Source organism: Methylocystis sp., from assembly GCF_051061285.1.
Classification (GTDB): domain Bacteria; phylum Pseudomonadota; class Alphaproteobacteria; order Rhizobiales; family Beijerinckiaceae; genus Methylocystis.
The window spans coordinates 123627-141350 of the sequence record NZ_JBPFEA010000048.1; the positions used below are offsets into that span (position 1 = coordinate 123627).

17 protein-coding genes are annotated in these 17724 nt (G+C 63.1%); 11 read left to right on the plus strand and 6 right to left on the minus strand.

The genetic code is table 11. The features are described 5' to 3' along the window. Positions 1–66: 66 nt before the first annotated feature. The 5 genes from ilvC (at position 67) to ACR65T_RS17100 (ending at position 6052) form a co-directional block, all read left to right on the plus strand. Positions 67–1086, plus strand: a complete 1020-nt coding sequence (ilvC, locus tag ACR65T_RS17080) for a ketol-acid reductoisomerase (protein ID WP_434497718.1) — start codon at positions 67–69, stop codon at positions 1084–1086. A gap of 175 nt (positions 1087–1261) precedes the next feature. Next, positions 1262–2059 carry a nuclear transport factor 2 family protein gene (locus ACR65T_RS17085; protein WP_434497613.1) on the plus strand — a complete coding sequence of 266 codons (798 nt, stop codon included), beginning with the start codon at positions 1262–1264 and terminating at the stop codon, positions 2057–2059. Positions 2060–2186: 127 nt separating this feature from the next. Then, positions 2187–2933 (plus strand): NUDIX hydrolase, encoded by a 747-nt coding sequence (locus ACR65T_RS17090; protein ID WP_434497614.1) that lies wholly within the window; start codon positions 2187–2189, stop codon positions 2931–2933. A gap of 58 nt (positions 2934–2991) precedes the next feature. Then, on the plus strand, positions 2992–4752 hold the full coding sequence (gene aroB / locus ACR65T_RS17095) for a 3-dehydroquinate synthase (RefSeq protein WP_434497615.1): 1761 nt from the start codon (positions 2992–2994) through the stop codon (positions 4750–4752). A 4-nt stretch (positions 4753–4756) separates the two neighbouring features. Further along, positions 4757–6052, plus strand: coding sequence for an HlyC/CorC family transporter (locus tag ACR65T_RS17100; protein ID WP_434497616.1), 1296 nt, complete (start codon positions 4757–4759; stop codon positions 6050–6052). Positions 6053–6075: 23 nt separating this feature from the next. Here the strand turns inward: ACR65T_RS17100 and ACR65T_RS17105 are convergent, their stop codons facing one another. The 3 genes from ACR65T_RS17105 to ACR65T_RS17115 form a co-directional block, all read right to left on the minus strand. Then, positions 6076–7512, minus strand: coding sequence for an HWE histidine kinase domain-containing protein (locus tag ACR65T_RS17105; RefSeq protein ID WP_434497617.1), 1437 nt, complete (start codon positions 7510–7512; stop codon positions 6076–6078). Positions 7513–7601: 89 nt separating this feature from the next. After that, on the minus strand, positions 7602–8156 hold the full coding sequence (locus ACR65T_RS17110; protein ID WP_014891409.1) for a sigma-70 family RNA polymerase sigma factor: 555 nt from the start codon (positions 8154–8156) through the stop codon (positions 7602–7604). Then, positions 8153–8431 carry a NepR family anti-sigma factor gene (locus ACR65T_RS17115; RefSeq protein ID WP_434497618.1) on the minus strand — a complete coding sequence of 93 codons (279 nt, stop codon included), beginning with the start codon at positions 8429–8431 and terminating at the stop codon, positions 8153–8155. Before ACR65T_RS17115 ends, ACR65T_RS17110 begins: the two co-directional genes overlap by 4 nt. 177 nt (positions 8432–8608) lie before the next feature. On the opposite strand from ACR65T_RS17115, the gene ACR65T_RS17120 reads away from it, so the two are divergent. The 5 genes from ACR65T_RS17120 to ACR65T_RS17140 all read left to right on the plus strand — a co-directional run bounded on the left by ACR65T_RS17120 (position 8609) and on the right by ACR65T_RS17140 (position 14686). Further along, positions 8609–9397, plus strand: a complete 789-nt coding sequence (locus tag ACR65T_RS17120) for a response regulator (protein ID WP_434497619.1) — start codon at positions 8609–8611, stop codon at positions 9395–9397. A 177-nt stretch (positions 9398–9574) separates the two neighbouring features. After that, positions 9575–11395: an ABC transporter ATP-binding protein/permease gene (locus ACR65T_RS17125; RefSeq protein ID WP_434497620.1), complete on the plus strand. Its 1821-nt coding sequence runs from the start codon at positions 9575–9577 to the stop codon at positions 11393–11395. A 164-nt stretch (positions 11396–11559) separates the two neighbouring features. Then, positions 11560–12465 carry a hypothetical protein gene (locus tag ACR65T_RS17130; protein WP_434497621.1) on the plus strand — a complete coding sequence of 302 codons (906 nt, stop codon included), beginning with the start codon at positions 11560–11562 and terminating at the stop codon, positions 12463–12465. Between the two features lie 104 nt (positions 12466–12569). Continuing rightward, complete coding sequence (locus tag ACR65T_RS17135) at positions 12570–12815, plus strand: hypothetical protein (protein WP_434497622.1); 246 nt, start codon at positions 12570–12572, stop codon at positions 12813–12815. Positions 12816–12877: 62 nt separating this feature from the next. Continuing rightward, on the plus strand, positions 12878–14686 hold the full coding sequence (locus ACR65T_RS17140; RefSeq protein WP_434497623.1) for a S8 family serine peptidase: 1809 nt from the start codon (positions 12878–12880) through the stop codon (positions 14684–14686). Here the strand turns inward: ACR65T_RS17140 and ACR65T_RS17145 are convergent. Further along, positions 14679–15344 (minus strand): LuxR C-terminal-related transcriptional regulator, encoded by a 666-nt coding sequence (locus ACR65T_RS17145; protein WP_434497624.1) that lies wholly within the window; start codon positions 15342–15344, stop codon positions 14679–14681. The two genes, ACR65T_RS17140 and ACR65T_RS17145, sit on opposite strands and share 8 nt — an antisense overlap. A 431-nt stretch (positions 15345–15775) precedes the next feature. Then, positions 15776–16150 (minus strand): cupin domain-containing protein, encoded by a 375-nt coding sequence (locus tag ACR65T_RS17150; RefSeq protein WP_434497625.1) that lies wholly within the window; start codon positions 16148–16150, stop codon positions 15776–15778. A gap of 175 nt (positions 16151–16325) precedes the next feature. Here ACR65T_RS17150 and ACR65T_RS17155 point away from each other — a divergent pair, with 175 nt between their 5' ends. Then, positions 16326–17228, plus strand: coding sequence for an isoaspartyl peptidase/L-asparaginase family protein (locus tag ACR65T_RS17155; RefSeq protein WP_434497626.1), 903 nt, complete (start codon positions 16326–16328; stop codon positions 17226–17228). A gap of 11 nt (positions 17229–17239) precedes the next feature. Here ACR65T_RS17155 and ACR65T_RS17160 read toward each other — a convergent pair whose 3' ends face one another. Beyond that, complete coding sequence (locus tag ACR65T_RS17160; protein WP_434497627.1) at positions 17240–17563, minus strand: hypothetical protein; 324 nt, start codon at positions 17561–17563, stop codon at positions 17240–17242. Between the last annotated feature and the right edge of the window lie 161 nt (positions 17564–17724).

Here is a 17724-nt window from a genome sequence, read left to right on the forward strand (position 1 = left end):
GCGAATTCGACGGCGCGGGGCGCGCCGTTCCCCTACGAGCGCACGCACATCAAGGAAGCAGAGCACATGCGCGTTTATTACGATCGGGACGCCGACATCAATCTGATCAAAGGCAAGAAAGTCGCCATCGTCGGCTACGGCAGCCAGGGCTTCGCGCATGCGCTCAATCTCAAGGAGTCCGGCGTTCAGGAAGTGGCGGTCGCGCTGCGCCCCGGCTCCGCCTCGGCCGCAAAGGCGGAAGGCGCCGGCCTCAAGGTCATGACCGTCGCCGAGGCCTCCAAATGGGCGGACGTCATCATGATGCTGACGCCCGACGAGCTGCAGGGCGAGATCTACGCCAATGAGATGGCGCCGAACCTGAAGCCGGGGGCGCTGCTGCTCTTCGCCCACGGCCTCAACATCCATTTCAACCTGATCGAGCCGCGCAAGGATATCGACGTCGCCATGATCGCGCCGAAAGGCCCGGGCCATACGGTGCGCGGCGAATATCTCAAGGGCGGCGGCGTGCCCTGCCTGATCGCGGTGCATCAGGACGCTTCCGGCAACGCCAAGCAGATCGCGCTGTCCTATGCCGCGGCGATCGGCGGCGGCCGCGCCGGCATCATCGAAACGACCTTTCGCGAAGAATGCGAAACGGATCTTTTCGGCGAGCAGGTCGTGCTCTGCGGCGGCCTCGTGGAATTGATCCGGGCCGGATTCGAGACGCTGGTCGAGGCCGGCTATGCGCCGGAAATGGCGTATTTTGAATGTCTTCATGAAGTGAAGCTGATCGTCGACCTCATCTATGAGGGTGGCATCGCCAATATGAACTATTCGGTGTCGAACACGGCCGAGTATGGCGAATATGTCACCGGTCCGCGCATCATCACCAAGGACACCAAGACCGAGATGAAGCGTGTGCTTGACGATATTCAATCGGGCAAATTCACGCGCGACTGGATGCTGGAGAATAAAGTCGGCCAGACCTCCTTTAAGGCCACTCGCGCACGAAATAATGCGCATCCAATCGAAGAGGTCGGTCTTCGCCTGCGTGGCATGATGCCCTGGATCGGCAAGAATAAGTTGGTCGACAAGGACCGCAATTAGCGCATAATGATTCCAAAAAGGCGAGCGCGCATTCGGGTTTGGGGCGTTGCCGAGGCGCAGTCAGCGCATCGCGCATCGCCATAGCGGGGGATGAATGCACGGGCCGGGCGGGCGGTCGAGCCAGCTTATCGAGAGCGAAACGCGTCGGCGCGTACACGAGATTGTACGGAGCCGCATGACGTACGACGTCTCGACATTGGTCGAACATTTCGTCGAAGACGTCGAGTTGAACTACAGCTGCTCGCGACTTGGCGTGCTTCCCCCGGGACAATGGCGCGGGCGCGATGCGCTGCGCGCGCATTTGCGTCGCGTCGATATCGATTATGAACCGCTCGACGCCGAAATTCTCGCGGTTCTCGTCGAAGGCGACAATACGGTGGTGCGATGGATCAGCAGTTGGCGCCACCGCGCCACCGGCCACATCCATCGCATGGACATGGCGCATTTTCTGCGCTGGCGGAACGGACTCGTTTCGGAAATGTACGAGTTCCGGGATCAGCGTTGCGTCGCGCGCGGCGCCGATTTCTTGCCGCAAAGCCTCGACGACATTCTCAATCCCCCCAGCCCGGGATTGGCGCGCGATGAAATGGCGCGCCGGCTAATCGCCATGGGCAGTTTCTCCCGCAGTCCCGACATCGCCCTGATCCGTAAGCTGTGCTCGCCGGACGTCGTGTGCGAATTCGTTGGCGACCGCACGACGGTTTCGCACGCCGGACGACATCGCGGCGTCGAGGCGCTGATCAATATCGTGCGCAGCATCGAGGTCGAATTCGAGCAACTCGGAACCGCTATGCCCGAGGCCATCGTCGACGGCGGCGCTGCCGCTGCGCGTCGAATCGTTGAATGGCGTCATCGCGGCACCGGTCGTCGCGGTCAGGTGCAGCTTGCGGATTTCGTGCGCTTCGAAGACGGCCGCATCGTCGAGATCGTCGAATTTCGCGACAGCATGGCGCTTCTGCAGATGCAGGCGTAACGAAGCGCGTGACGTGTGCGATGCGGCTTCGTCAGTCCAGGCGAAATCCGGGGTGCAGCGCGCGCAATCGAGTCCAGTACAGATGTGACGGCTCGGCGCGCCGTTGCGGCCAAGGAGCGGCCCGCCTGTGACCATCGAAATTGCGGAGATTGATCGCCTCGAGTGTCGCTGCGTCGATCATCGCTGGGGCTTCGTTGAGGAGCGCGCCGCCGACATCGAGCGCCATTGGGAGGAGCGTCGGCGCGCCAATCCGGCGCTCTACGACGGTTCGGTGCTGCTCGCCTGCCGCGTCGAGCGGACGACGGGCGAAGATGGCGCGCGCATCTTGCGCATGGCGTTCTTCGAGACGCCTTTCTCGAGCTTTCTTGCCTGGCGAGAATTCGGCTGGCCCGACGAAGCCGTATATAATTGCTTCTCGATGCCGGCGGCGCGCGCCCGCGACGGCGCCTATCTCCTCGGGGAAATGGGGCCAAGCCACTCATTCGCCGGCCAGCTCTATTTTCCCTGCGGCACCCCCGACCCTACCGACGTCGTATCGGGCGGCCGCGTCGATCTCGCCGGCAGTCTCGTGCGCGAACTCGCCGAAGAGACGGGCCTCGCCGCCTCGGACGCGCAAGCGTCGGCCGGCTGGACGGCGATATTCGATCGCCAGCATGTCGCCTGCGTCAAGAGGCTGGATTTCGACGCGCCGTCGCACGCCCTCCTCGCCAGGGTGAAAGCCTTTATCGCGACCGAAAGCGCGCCCGAACTCGCGGACGCGCATATGGTTTCGAACTTGACGGCGCTTGCCGACCCGCGCCTGCCCGCCTTCATGGTCGCGTATCTTTCGCGCGCCCTCGGCGGCGCAGATGAAATTCCGCGCTGCGCGGGTTAGATTTGCGCCAATGACTCGACCGCAACACTTCGGCGTCCTCCTTTCAGCTCCGCAAGCGATGAATGATGAGCGTGCTTTGGCCGTGCGCGCCGCCCTGAACGGCAGGGCGATCGTGCTTGTCGGCATGATGGGCTCGGGCAAGAGCGCCATCGGCCAGAGGCTTGCCGTGCGACTCGGCCTTCCCTTCGTCGACGCGGACGCTGAGATCGTCGCCGCGGCGGCCGGCATGTCCATTCCCGAGATTTTCGCCAAATATGGCGAGCGCTATTTTCGCGACGGCGAGAGGCGCGTCATCATGCGCCTGCTGAACGGCGGCCCGGTCGTGCTCGCCACCGGCGGCGGCGCGTTTCTCGACCCTCGCACGCGCGACCGCATCGCCGAACGGGGCGTATCGGTGTGGCTTGACGCCGATCTGAAGACCCTGCTGAAGCGCGTGCGCCGCAAAAACGATCGTCCCCTGCTGCAAACGGAGGATCCGGAGGAGACGCTGCGCCAGTTGCTGGAGGCGCGACGCCCCCTATACGAACTCGCCGATCTTCGCGTCGAGTCGCGCGAAGTTCCGCAGGATGCGATGGTGGATGATACGCTCGCCGTTCTCGCTGCAGGCTTGCCGATGTTGGAAGACTTGCGGCAGCGGGCGCAAAGCAGAGGTTTCGCCAAGGCCATGACGCATCTGTATCCCGCGCGCGCGGAAGGCGACGCTCGCCGCCAGGAAATTGTCCGGGTCGCGCTGGGCGGGCGCTCCTACGACATTATCATCGGCGACGGGCTGCTGCAGCGCGCCGGCGATTATATTGCGGAAATCGCGCCCGGAGCGGCGTGCGCCATCATCACGGACGAGAATGTCGCCCGACTGCATCTTCCAACAGTTGAGCAGAGTCTGAAGGACGCCGGCCTGCGTGCGACGACCATCATCGTTCCGCCTGGCGAGGCGTCCAAATCGCTTTCGGTTTATGGCCGCGTCTGCGACGATGTGCTGGCCGCGAGGATCGAACGGCGCGATCTGATCGTCGCGCTTGGCGGCGGCGTCGTCGGCGACCTCGCCGGATTCGTCGCCGCGAGCGTGCGGCGCGGCTCGCGCTTCGTGCAAATTCCGACGACGTTGCTGTCGCAAGTCGATTCTTCGGTCGGCGGCAAGACCGGGATCAATTCGCGTCACGGCAAGAATCTGATCGGCGCCTTTCACCAGCCCGCGCTGGTTCTCGCCGACGTCGACTCGCTGCGGACATTGCCGCTGCGCGAGTTCCGCGCCGGCTACGCCGAAGTCGTGAAATATGGCCTGATCGGCGACGCGCGGTTCTTCGATTGGCTCGACGCCGACTCGGACGCGGTGTTCCATAGTCAGGCGGAACAGATTTGCGCCGTCGCAGTGAGCTGCGAGACCAAGGCGACGATCGTCGCGCGCGACGAAACGGAGCAGGGCGAACGGGCGCTGCTCAACTTCGGCCACACGTTCGGCCACGCCTTCGAGCGCCTGACTGGTTACGACAGCGCCCGCCTGGTTCACGGCGAGGGCGTTGCGATCGGCATGGCTTGCGCCGCGCGCTTCTCCGTGCGCCGCGGTCTGTGCGCCGAGGCGGCGGCGGAGCGCGTCGAACGCCATCTGAAGGGCGTCGGTCTGCCGACGAAGATCCACGACATTCCGGGTTGGCGCGACGACGCCCAGGCCATTCTCGACGCCATGTATCAGGACAAGAAGGTCGAGCGCGGCGCGCTGACGTTCATTCTCTTGCGCGGCATCGGCCAGGCGTTCATTGCAAAATCCGTCGACGCCAATGAGGTGCTTGGCTTTCTCAAAGACGAGCTAAAGCGGACATAGCGCCATGCATGGGCTCGAATCCGGCGCGCCGCAGGTCGACATATGGACTGCGGTTGGCGTCGTCATCGTTTGCGTGTTCCTGTCCGCGGTCTTTGCCGGATCGGAGACGGCGCTCACCGCCGCGTCGCACGCCCGGATGCACTCGCTGGAAAAAGAGGGCGATAAGCGCGCCGCCGCCGTCAATCGGCTGCTGCGCCAGCGCAACCGCATGATCGCCGCGCTGTTGCTTGGCGGCACCCTCGTCAACATCGGCGGCTCCGCTTTCACCACGAGCGTGCTGGTCGTTGTCGCGGGCGACAATGGGGCGGTGTATGCGACCGTCATCATGACCGTGCTGCTGCTCGTCTTCGCCGAGGTTCTGCCGAAAACGCTGGCGATCAACCATCCCGACGAAACGTCGCTGCGCGTCGCGAAGTTTATCGCGCCCTTCGTGCGCGTCGTCGGGCCGCTCCTCGCGGGCGTCGAATATATCGTGCGCACGGTGCTCGCGTTGGCGGGCGTCGAGGTCGGCTATGGCCGAACGGTTCGCTCGCCCTATGACGAACTAAAGAGCGCCGTCGATATTCTGCATGACGAGGGCAATGTCGAGCGCGCCGCGCGCGACATGTTCGGCGGCGTCCTCGATTTGCAGGTGCTGCATGTTTCGGACGTTATGATCCACCGCACCAAAATGCACACGATCGACGCGGATCTGCCGCCGGCCCAGATCGTGCGCGAGGTGCTGTCGTCGCCCTTCACCCGCATGCCGCTCTGGCGCGCGCGACCGGATAATTTCGTCGGGGTCCTGCATTCGAAGGACATGCTGCGGGCGCTGAACGCCGCAGGCGGCGACGCCTCCAAAATCGATGTCGGCGTGGTGATGTTCGCCCCGTGGTTCGTGCCCGAGGCGACGACGCTCGAGGATCAGCTCGAAGCCTTCCTCAAGCGCAAGACGCATTTCGCCTTGGTCGTCGACGAATATGGCGAGGTGATGGGACTCGTCACGCTTGAAGACATTCTCGAAGAAATCGTCGGCGATATACGCGATGAACATGATCTCGCGGTGCAGGGCGTGCGTCCGCAGCCTGACGGGTCGGTGCTGGTCGACGGCGCCGTGCCGGTGCGCGATCTCAATCGCGTCATGGCGTGGGATCTGCCTGATGAGGAAGCGACAACGATCGCGGGACTGGTGATCCACGAGGCGGGCGCCATTCCGGAAGCCGGGCAGGTGTTCACCTATCACGGCTTCCGTTTCGAGGTGATGCGCAAGATCAGGAATCGCGTCACCGCCCTGCGGGTGACGCCGCAGCAAGCCGCATGACGAAACGCGCAGAGGACCGATTCTTAAATTTCGGCGGACAATTCGGCTTGCAGGCCTTCGGCGCGATACGAGAGCCTGACGTCGCCGCCCATCTGGCGCGCGAGCACATTGGTGATCAGAAAATGCCCGACTCCCGTTTGCTCGGGGTTTTCGACCTTTGGTCCCCCCGTCTCCGTCCAATTCAAGATGAGACGCGGACGATCTTCTTCACGATCGATACGCCAGCTGATCGCGATTCGGCCGTCGTCATCGGACAGCGCTCCGTGCTGCTCGGCGTTGGCGAGCAGCTCGTTGATGGTCAGACCCAAGGCGGAGGCGACCGCTGAGCGCAATTCCACGTCTTCGCCCGACATCGAGATGCGGTCGGCGTAGTCGTGGCTGCCACAAGACAGCGCGATCATGAGCAGGTCTTTGAGCGGCGTTCGTTCCCAAGAGGTCTGCACGAGCAGCGTGGAGATGCGGCTCAGACATTGCACGCGATGAGAAAAGCCTTGCTGAAAGCTCGAAAAGTCCTGAGCCGTGCGCGCCGTAATATTGGCGATTCCCTGGATCATCGCCAGTGAATTGTTCACCCGGTGATGCAGCTCGCGATTCATCATCTGATTGTGCATCTCCGTGTTCTTGATGTCGTCGATGTCGGTAATGGCGACGATCGCGCCGATAACGGAGCCCTTGTCGTCGCGGATCGGCGCGCCGACGATGTTAATCCAGATGTATGCGCCGTCGCCGCGCTCGATCTTGCACTCGAGCTGCGGATGGTTCTCCCCAGCAAGGGCGCGCGCGAGCGGATATTGCTCATTCGCGACCGGTTGGCCGTCCTGATGAATGGCGTTCCATTCGGAATAGGCTTGGGTGCTTTCCGAGTAGCGAACAGGGCGACGCAGAATCGTTTCAATGACGTGATTGCCCTCGACGATTCGTCCGCTTGGGGCTTCGGCGATGATGATTCCGACCGGTACGGCGTCAAGCAGCGCGCGCAATTGCAGATTTGCCCCGGCGCGGCTGACGATCGTCGAGCTTTTCATCAGTAAATCGTTCAGCTCGGACACCCTCTTGCGCTTTTCGCGCAGGCGCTCGTCCATGTCCTGAAGGCTATGCGCGATCGCATCGACCTCAGGAACTCCGGTGTCGCTCCAATGCGAGGCGCCGCGCGCTTCCACGGCCAGACTCAATTCGGCGAGTTCATGTTGCGCCCGTTGCGCCTCCCGGCGCTGTCTCACCAGCCAGAAAATCACCGTAAGCGTCAGCGCCAGCGCGACTGCGAGCGCGCCAACGGCCAGGCGCCAGACCTCGGCGATGTTTGGCGCGCCCTCCGCGGCGCGGGCGGCAGACGTCATCGCCAGAAAGAGCGCCAGCGCAGCCCGCAGGGCGGCGACCCCCTGCGCCCGCGCATCCGCTTTGGCCGTCGCCGACAGGGGCGGCGACCGCCGGGCTGAGTGACCGTCACGGCCTTGCGTCATTACGCTGCCAAATTCTCTGGACCCTGCAGGGCGTAACCGTCAGATAGCGCGAATTCTCGCTCGCGCATCCCACGTGAAGTCTTGGCCTGTCAAACCGCGCGGGAGGGTCGGCGCGCTGCGAGGTCCGATACGGTGGGATCGGTGTCAATGTCGCTTGGCGTGAGCAGGCCCAGATGTTCGGCAAGCTTGGCGCGCGCGCGGTTCAACCGGCTCTTGACCGTGCCAATGGCGACGCCGCAAATCTCCGCCGCTTCATCATAGGAGAGCTCGGTGATCCCGATCAGCAACAGAATTTCCTTGTGTTCTGGAGCGAGCTTATCCAGAGCCGCCTGAACGTCCGTAAGCGTGAGGGCCGACTCCTGACCGCCTTTCACAGGGATCTGCTGGGCCAGAAGATTGTCGCTGTCCTGCACTTCGCGCGAGCGTTTCCGATAGCTGGAAAAATAGGTATTGCGCAGAATGGTCACGAGCCAGGCGCGCAGATTGGTGTTTGGCTGAAAGGAGTCGGCATGCGACCAGGCCTTGACCAGAGTGTCCTGGACCAGGTCGTCGGCGAGGCTATGTGATCCGCAAAGCGAAATGGCGAAGGCGCGCAGATAGGGCATCTGCGCCACCATCTGATCTCCGAAGGCCTCGTCGCTCATTTCTTTTCGCGCTGTTTGGCTTCCAGCTTGGCCAGCAGCACACTGAATTTGTCTGGAATGGGTTGGTGGATAAGATCGTCGCAATAGGCGCGAAATACTCGCCCGAGCTGAGCTTGAACCTTTGGGTCTAGCGCAACGCCGTCCGCTTGGCAGCCGTCAGCATCCTGGGAGCCGTCAGCATCCGCCTCCTCCCGACCTCCAGCCTTATTGTTCAAGTTCGGTTCCGCGTCGCGGGAGGGGCCATCGTTGTCGTGAGGATTTTCGCGTTGGCTCATTCTCGACCCCGAGCTCGCCCCGAGACTGGCCGCCTCTACCCGGGGCGGCCGAGCGACGACCTCCCTTGTTGGAACGCGTAAGAACACTAATTGTTCCGTCATTGCAAGCGAGGAACATTGCGAAATATCAACCGGCGCTTGAATTGACTTGGGCGTTTGACGCCATAGGATGAAGACATGAACCTCTCCCGAGAAATCGCGGTGCATCTGCCGTACCTCCGCCGTTTTGCGAGGGCGCTCTGCGGCTCGCAAAAGAGCGGCGACGCTTACGTCGTCGCCACGCTCGAGGCGCTGGTGGCGGATCCGGATGCATTTCCACCGAATATGTCGCCCAAAGTCGGGCTTTACCACCTCTTCATGACGTCGTGGTCGTCGATCCGGCTGAACACCGAAGCCGCGCCCGATGACGAGATATCCGCGGCGCAGCGGAATATCAGCTTGCTGACGCCGCGGTCGCGACAGGCCTTTTTGCTGCGCACGGTCGAAGGGTTTTCGGTCGCTGACGCCGCCGCCATATTGGGCGCGACCGAAGAAGAGGTCGAAGCGCTCGTAACGGAGGCCGGCCGGGAAATCGCCGAACGCGTCGCGACGGACGTGCTCATCATCGAGGATGAATCGCTCATTGCGCAGGACATCGAGTTCATCGCGCGCGATCTGGGCCATCGTATCATTGGCGTCGCCCGCACCCATCAGGAGGCCGTGGAGCTCGCGGCGCGCAAGCGGCCGGGGCTGATTCTCGCGGACATTCAGCTCGCCGACGGCAGTTCTGGTCTGAACGCCGTCAACGAAATGCTCGAAAGTTTCGACGCCCCGGTGATTTTCATTACGGCATTTCCCGAACGCTTGCTGACCGGCGAGCGGCCCGAGCCGGCGTTTCTCATCAGCAAGCCCTACAAGGTCGATACGGTCAAGGCGACGATCAGCCAGGCGCTGTTCTTCGAGCGCAAGGCGTCTCGCGCGGCGTAGCGCTCGCCGCGCAATACCCCATCGGCGACGCCCAAGTTTCACGAAAAGGCAGTTTTAAAGCTGCAGTCTAGCTGTTTCGGCGCGCCATATAAGACACGCGCATCAGGGCTCCGCTGAGCCGCTCGAGAAGAGCCTTCGTCGGTGTCGGCGCGCTCGAGCCGAGGGGGCTCTCAGACCGTGAACAGTCAAGCTATAGCGCCAAACGCGGCTGCAGAGGCGCCGCGGCCTGCTCGGGCGCGTTGGCGCGAGTTCTGCGCCCTTGCTCTGCGATTCTGGGTTGGCGAGACCCGCCGACGGGCATGGACTCTGACGGGGTTGGTCGCTCTTTGCATTGCGCTGCAGCTAGGGGCGCAGCTCAGCATCAATGAATGGAACCGCAAGTTTTTCGACGCGCTCGAAAGCAAGAACGTCGAAGCGTTGAGCTGGGCGACGATCCTGTTGCCCGCCCTCGTCGCATTCAGCGGCCTCGCCATTAGCGGAACGCTCGTCGCGCGCATGACCTTGCAGATGCGCTGGCGAGAATGGCTTACTGAAAAACTCGCCGGCTGGTGGCTCGAGGACCAACGCTACTACCGTCTCGAGATCGCCGCAGCCGAGCAGACCTCGCCGGAATATCGAATCTCCAAGGACGTGCAACTTGCCGTTGAGCCGCTGGTCGAATTCGCCGTCGGCTTTTTGACCGCGCTGGCGACGGCGTTGGCCTTCGTCGGGGTTCTCTGGACCGTTGGCGGCGCCCTGGAGCTTAATCTGTTTGGCGCGCGCCTCGTGTTGCCGGGATATCTCGGCTTCGCCGCAGTGGTTTATGCGACGATTGCCGGCGGCCTCGCCTACTTCGCCGGCCGTCCGCTGGTTCCGGCCGTCGCGCAGAAGAATGAAGCTGAAGCGCAGTTCCTCGCCGAACTCACGCGGCTAAAGGAAAACGCGGAAAGCATCGCGCTCATTCGCGGCGACGCCGACGAATTGAGTTCTGTCCTGCAGAACTATCGACGCGTCGCCGCCGCCTGGATTCGCCAGATCCATCGCAACGGAGTCATCGCCACCGTGCAGAGCGCCAATGGCGCGCTGACGCCGCTGATCCCGCTCGTGCTCGTCGCGCCCAAATATCTCACGGGCGCTCTCACGCTCGGCGCGGTCATGCAGCTTACCGCCGCCTTCGTCTCGGTGCAGATCGCCTTCAACTGGTTCATCGACAATTCGGTGCGCGTCGCGGAGTGGATGGCCTCAGCCAACCGGGTCGACGAACTCGTAGAAGCGCTCGAGAGTCTGGATATAGCCGTTATCATGGAGGAGAAGGAGTTTATCGATTTCGGCGTCAGCCACGACGACACGATTCACCTCGAGGATCTCGCGGTCGCGCATCGCAACGGTCGAATCGTGATTGCCGGCGCGAACGTTGTCATTCCCACTGGCGAAAAGCTGCTGGTGGCGGGGCCGAGCGGCACGGGAAAGAGCACGCTTGTTCGCGCCCTCGCCGGATTATGGCCGTGGGGTTCGGGGCGCATCCTCTTGCCGAAAGACGCTCACATCGCCTTTGTGCCGCAGAAGCCGTATATCCCTCTGGGCACGCTTCGCCAGGCCATGCTCTATTCAATTTCCGACAAGGAAATCACCGACGATATGCTCGAAGGCGCGATGCGGCGATGCGGCCTGGGCTATCTCGTCAAGCACCTCGACGAAGCGCAGCGCTGGGATCAAACGCTTTCCGGCGGCGAGCGGCAGCGAACGGCCTTTGTTCGGCTCTTGCTGGAAAGGCCGCAGATCATCATCATGGATGAGGCGACGTCGGCGCTCGACGAAGAGAGCCAGGTTTCGATGCTGCGCCTGTTCAATGAAGATCTCGCCGGCGCGACGGTGATCAGCGTCGGCCATCGCGTTGGTATGGAAGATTTTCACGACAAGAAACTCGTTCTTGAGCGCCGCGCCGCCGGCGCGCATATCACGAGCCGCAAGCTGCAAAAATCCCTGTGGCACTTGTTCGACGACGCCGCACCTTTTTGATTTTTGTTTGGCGCTAAGCGTTCGCCGCGCATGTATCCTCAACTGTGCCCAACGATACATATATTGGGCTTCCCAAAGGACTTATCGTTTGCTCTGCGTCGATGAGCAGATGCGACATGCGTTTGAGCGGCGCAGATTTCTTTGACCCTTTGGGAGGATCAGATATGCAAGTCGCTTACAATGGAACAGCGCCTTCGGTCGCGCCGATGGGCATGGTCGCCGATCAGATGTTTGCGCCGCAAGGCTTCATCGGCGGCGCGCTCGGCAGCGCGCTGGGCGGATTGGGCGGCGGCGCGCTTGGCCGCGCCCTGGGCAACCAGAATCTCGGTCGGCAGATCGGCAGCGTCGCGGGCGGCGTGCTCGGCGGCTTCCTGCCGTTCGACGCCGGCCCGCAGCAGGCCTACGCTGGAACCTATTACGTCCCGCAGGCTGCTGCGCCCGGCTTTGCGCCGCAGGGAATCGTCGGCGACGCGCTAGGCGCGATCGGCGGGCCTGTTGGCGGCTGGATTGGCGGCCGGTTTGGCAACGCCGGTCTCGGTCAGACGATCGGGAGCACGGTGGGCGGTCTCGCGCAGCGTTTCCTGCCGTTCGACGCCGGCCCGCAGCAGGCCTACCCCGGGACCTATTACGTCCCGCAGGCGGCTGCGCCCGGCTTTGCGCCGCAGGGAATCGTCGGCGACGCGCTCGGCGCGATCGGCGGGCCTGTTGGCGGCTGGATTGGCGGCCGCTTTGGCAACGCCGGTCTCGGTCAGACGATTGGGAGCACCGTGGGCGGTCTCGCTCAGCGTTTCCTGCCGTTCGACGCCGGCCCGCAGCAGGCCTACGCCGGAACCTATTACGTCCCACAGACGGCCGCGCCCGGCTTTGCGCCGCAGGGAATCGTCGGCGACGCGCTCGGCGCCATCGGCGGGCCTGTTGGCGGCTGGATTGGCGGCCGGTTTGGCAACGCCGGTCTCGGTCAGACGATTGGCAACACGGTGGGTGGATTTGCCCAGCGCTTCCTGCCTTTCGACGCTGCGCCGCAGCCCGTCTACTACGTGCCGCAGATGCAGGCGCCGATGTATGGCTGACGTCTGAGCGACGCAATCGACGCGACGCATGAAGGATGATCTGCTGCCGCTCTCGGGCCGACTCATCGGCCCGGGAGCCCTCAAGAGATCAGGATCACGAAATCATGAGCGCAACGAACGGCATCGATCAATTTCTGGTGGCGCCGCGGAACGCGGCGGACGCAGGAGATTTAGCGGCTTTCGAACAGGCGATGCAGTCTGTTCCCGGCGCCGCAATTCTGCAGCGCGCCGGCAAGGCCGGTCAACCGAGGCTGGTCGTCGCTCTCCCTGCGGCGGTCGCAAGTCAATTGCGCGAACAATTTGGCGCGACCCTGATCATCGAACCAAACGCTCCGCTGAAAGCATTTTAGCGCCGGCGCCGCATTCTTCCTAGCGATGCGCAGGCTGGCCTCATTTTATTAGGAGAGTCGAAATGGCTGGTCCCGATACTGCTAATCCTGCGCCGAATGGTCAGAGTTCCGGGCCCGCGGCGCCGGCGCCCAATGGCGCCGATACGCGCGTGGAGCCGATGGCGATTGCGCCAACGGAGCGCTTTATGATCGCCTCGCGGCGCGTGCCCGGATTTGCGCCCGCTTCGGCGATGGATCTCGCCAATGCGCTGCCCGACATAAAGATCGTGCGGCGGATTCAGCCGCGCGGGCTCACCGCCTTTTCAGCCGGCGGACCATCGTCTCAGACGCCGGAAATTCTCGTCGCTGAGATGGACCCTGCGCGCGGCGCAGCGCTGCAGGCGTCGGCCCCGCCCAACGTCGTCGTGGAGCGCGACGCCTTTCTTCGCGCCTCGGATGATTTTCGGCCCTTCGACTTCAACGGAGTCATGCCGATTGCGGCGGGCGTCGGAGTGGACGTGCAGCTGCGCGTCGTGGGCGCAGGCGGCAAGCCGCTGCCCAAGGCCACCGTCTATGTCTATGGTCAGGGCTTTCCGGGCCAAGGCGTCACCAATGAGCGCGGCGAAGTCGTCGTGACGGTTTTCGGCGGTCCGATCGAGACCATCCAGGCGATTTATGTCAAACCCGCCGCCGATCATTGGGATCGGATGCTGCGCGCGCCAGCGCTTCAGGCCGGCGCCATGAATACGGTGCAGTTGCGTCCGTTGACCGAACGCTTCAACGGCTTTCCCCAAAGCGGGATGGTCGGCTGGGGCCAGCGCCTGATGAAGCTCGACCGGCTTGATCCTTCATTCACCGGCGCCGGCGTCAAGATCGGCATCATCGATTCAGGTTGCGACAGCGCGCACCCGCAATTGCGCCATGTGACGCGCGGCGCCGATCTCACCAATGGCGGCGACAAGACGAGTTGGTCGAACGATCAAATCGGCCATGGAACGCATTGCGCCGGAATCATTACGGCCGCCTCCGAGGGCGTCGCCGGCATTCGCGGCTTTGCGCCGAAGGCGGAAGTTCACGCGTTGAAAGTATTTCCCGGCGGTCGTTTCAGCGATCTCATCGACGCGCTCGACGAATGCATCGAACGGCAGCTCGACGTCGTCAATATGAGCCTTGGCAGCGGCGATCCTTCCGAACTCGTTGCGCAGAAAATCGCCGAAGCGCGCCAGAGCGGCGTCGCCTGCATCGTCGCCGCCGGAAACTCCAGCGGACCCGTGCAGTTTCCCGGCATGCTGCCGACAGTGCTGACCGTTGCGGCGATCGGCAAGCTGGACGAATTTCCCGACGACAGCTACCACGCTCAGACGGTCGTTCCGCAACTTGTCGCGGGGACGATGTTCTCGCCGAAATTCACGTGCTTTGGGCCGCAGATCGCTGTCGCGGCGCCTGGCGTGGCGATCGTCTCCACCGTGCCTGGCGGCGGATATGCGGCGTGGGACGGCACCTCGATGGCGACGCCTCACGTCACCGGCATGGCGGCGCTGCTTCTCGCGCATCATCCGCTGCTCGCGGCGGCGCGGACGGCGCGCAATGAGCAACGCGTTGCGCAGCTCTTCTCGCTGTTGGCCTCATCCGGCGTCCGCTATCTCGGCGATTCCACGCGCGAAGGCGCCGGCGCGCCGGATTTTGAGCGCGTGCCCAGTCTGGCCGCAGCTCAGCCGATGGGCGCTGCGGCGCCGGCTGGCGCCGGACTGGCGCCCGCGGGGGCGATGATCGATGGATTCGCTCCGCTGAGCGCGCCAGCGCCGTGGGCCATCGATCCTGTGATGATGCAAAGGATCAATCCGGCGATCATCCAGCGCATGATGCAGCTGCGGGCCGCGGGCCTTATTTAGTCGCAAGCGCGAGCGGTTCTCGATCGATCGGCGAATGGAGCGCTCCTCCGTGATTTGCGGAGGAGCGCTTTCGCATCGAGTGCGCCGCTTCGCCGCGACCGCGCACTTGCAGCTTCTGCAGAACATTGTGTACGTGATTCTTCACCGTGCCGAGTTCGATGCGTAGCCGACGGGCGATCTCCTTGTTCGACAGCCCCCGCTCGATCAGTTCGAGAATTTCGCGCTCGCGCGCCGTAAGCGCATTCTTTGCGTCCGCGCTGGACGAGTGCGACTCCTTGCCGATAGCCCGACGCTCCTCGACCGATCGAAACGCCGACGCCGCTGTCAATCGCTCCAGCAGTTCGACAACGTCTTCAATCGAGCCCTCGCGAGGAATGACGCCGACGATCGATGGACAAGCGGCCGCCAATGCTGCGCCAGCCGATGCCGGCGCGCCGATGGCGACGATCTGCAGATCTCGATGTTGCACGCCGAGAGCTTGCGCAATCGCGAGCGCTTCCAGTTCGCCAACGTCAAGCAGCACAATGTCAAGTTCAGATTCGGCCGCCGCCGCCAAAGCGGCGCCACACGCGACGACGGAGACGACGGACATTCCGGCGTGCTGGCTCAGACGTAAGCCAAGCGCCTCGCTAAACAGGCGCGTGTCGCTGACAATCAAGATGCGCGCGTTTCGGGGCAAATTTGCCGACGCAGAAACAAACGCACTCTGCGCCGACGAACCGATTGCCTGAGCGGAATCGTTTCGGAAAGCCGCAAATCGGGGCATGAGCTACTCCTGAGCGCTATGTCCGAAGGGAGCGCCTAAAGAATTGGCGCGCTTTGGCAGGCGCAACGCTCTGGCGTCATCGCCTGCAATTTCTCGGCTTCAGCTTCATGTCGCTAAACCGCATCGTCATTGAGCCATCATGACGCTTTCGGACGACACATGAGGCGATAGTCAACATAACGAGCTTCATAAGCGCGCTTTCTGGCGCCTTGTCTTCCTGCAAATGAATGGTTTGTGCGAAAGGCCTCGACGGCTCTTTCCCGTCGAGGCCTGCTTTCAAGAAGCCAAGGCGCAGTTCGTAGTGAGCAAAAGATCGGCGTCGACTATCTTTTCATCGGATAGAGAATGACATGCTCCTGCTCGTCGCCGTCGTTGCGCGCGACGATTGCGATCGCTGCTTCGCTGTCGCTCAAGTTCACGGGCTGATGCGGCACATCTGCAGGAATGAAAATGAAATCACCGGCGACGTTCACGACGCTCTTTTCCAGATTTTCTCCGTACCGCGTCTCGACACGTCCTTGCAACAGATAGATCGCGGACTCGTGCCCCTTGTGCGTGTGGGCCTGCGCCTTGCCGCCGGGAGGAATGACGACCTTCAATAGAGACAGCCCTTTTGCGCCGGCGGTTTTTGTAGAAATTCCAGAAAAGATCGGGAGCGACTGTTTGGATTGCGAGGCTTCGCCGACGCGCACCGTCACGATGTCCTTCCCGTCCTTTTTGCCTATGATCGAGGTCTCGGACGCCGCCGGCGCCACAAGGGCTGCGAAGATCAAGGAAAGAAGCAATGTGTTGCGCATGGCGTTCACTCCAGAGGTTTGAGGCGCGAGACTATAGCGCAGGCGCGAGACGCATCGACACGCGGCTGGTTCGGCGATGACTGACGTCTCGCTAATGATCCATGGCGGCGCCGGCGCGATCCGCGATCCGCATCGTTATGAGGCTTCCTTGCGCGCGATCGTTGAATCGGGCGTCAGTCTTCTTGCAAAGGGATCGACGGCGCTCGATGCGGTCGCTCACTGCGTCGCGCTGCTCGAAGACGATCCGCTTTACAACGCCGGTCGGGGTTCCGTGCTCAACGCCGAAGGCGACGCATTGTGCGACGCGTCGATCATGGACGGCCGCACCCTCAAGGCGGGCGCCGTCGCGGCGGTTCGCGGCGTCAGAAATCCGGTGCGCCTTGCATATGAGGTGATGAGGAAGAGCGGCCATGTGCTGCTCGTCGGCGCCGGCGCCGAGCGCTTCGCGCGAGAGCAACGGTTCGAGTTCGAAGGCGAAGACTACTTTAGAACGGAGGAACGCGTCGCGCAGCTCGCCAAGGCGAAGCGAAAGCACGAGACCGCGCTCGATCATTCCGACGCGGCCGATGCGAAACTTGGCACGGTGGGGGCCGTCGCGCGCGATCGCAACGGCGATCTTGCGGCAGCGACGTCAACTGGAGGCGTCGTGAACCAGCGTTTCGGCCGCGTCGGCGATTCGCCGCTCATCGGCGCGGGAACATTCGCCGATAACCTCAGTTGCGCGGTGTCCTGCACCGGAGTCGGCGAGGATTTCATCCGCACTGCGCTGGCGCGCACGGCCGCCGGCTTCGTCGAATTTCGCTCAATGCAGGCTGAAGAAGCCGCCTGCGCCGCGATACGCTATCTCGTCGACAGAGTGGACGGCCGCGGCGGCCTCATTCTTGTCGATCGCGAGGGGAGATGCGGACGGGCGCACTCGACTCCGGGGATGCTGACGGCGACGTTCGCTGCGGGCGGCGTACGGGTCGAGACAACATAGGCGCAGTCGTCTCAGGGCGCTCCCGTGCGCGGCGCATGCCGTCGACGCTCGGCGAGCCGCTGAGCCAGCGGGTGCCTCCGATCGAGCGCAAGTTGCGTCAACGGCGCAACGAAACTTGGGGCGTCGGTTTCACCAGCGATCTCGAAGCGGCACATCAAACCCTGCGGTCCGCCCGCATCGAAGATGTCGACGATGACGAGCCGCGGCGCGCTTCGCCCGATCGCGCCGCGCGCGCGCAAAAATGCGAGGAGCGCCGGCCGGGGGCGAGCGGAAAGCGGCAGGGCGTCGCGCAGACTGTGGATAAGACTTTCCCGTTTGACGCGATCGAAATCCATTTGCCGCTCCATCAATTTAAAAAAGTCGATGCAATCACAGGCGTTTAGGCAGTCTCCGAAAAAGAGACGCGGCTTTAAACAATCCGTCAAGCTAAGCGGCGTTGCTTTCCTGTGCATAGAACGGCGTCGCCAGCCGTCGGCGCCGAATGACATTTATCAAG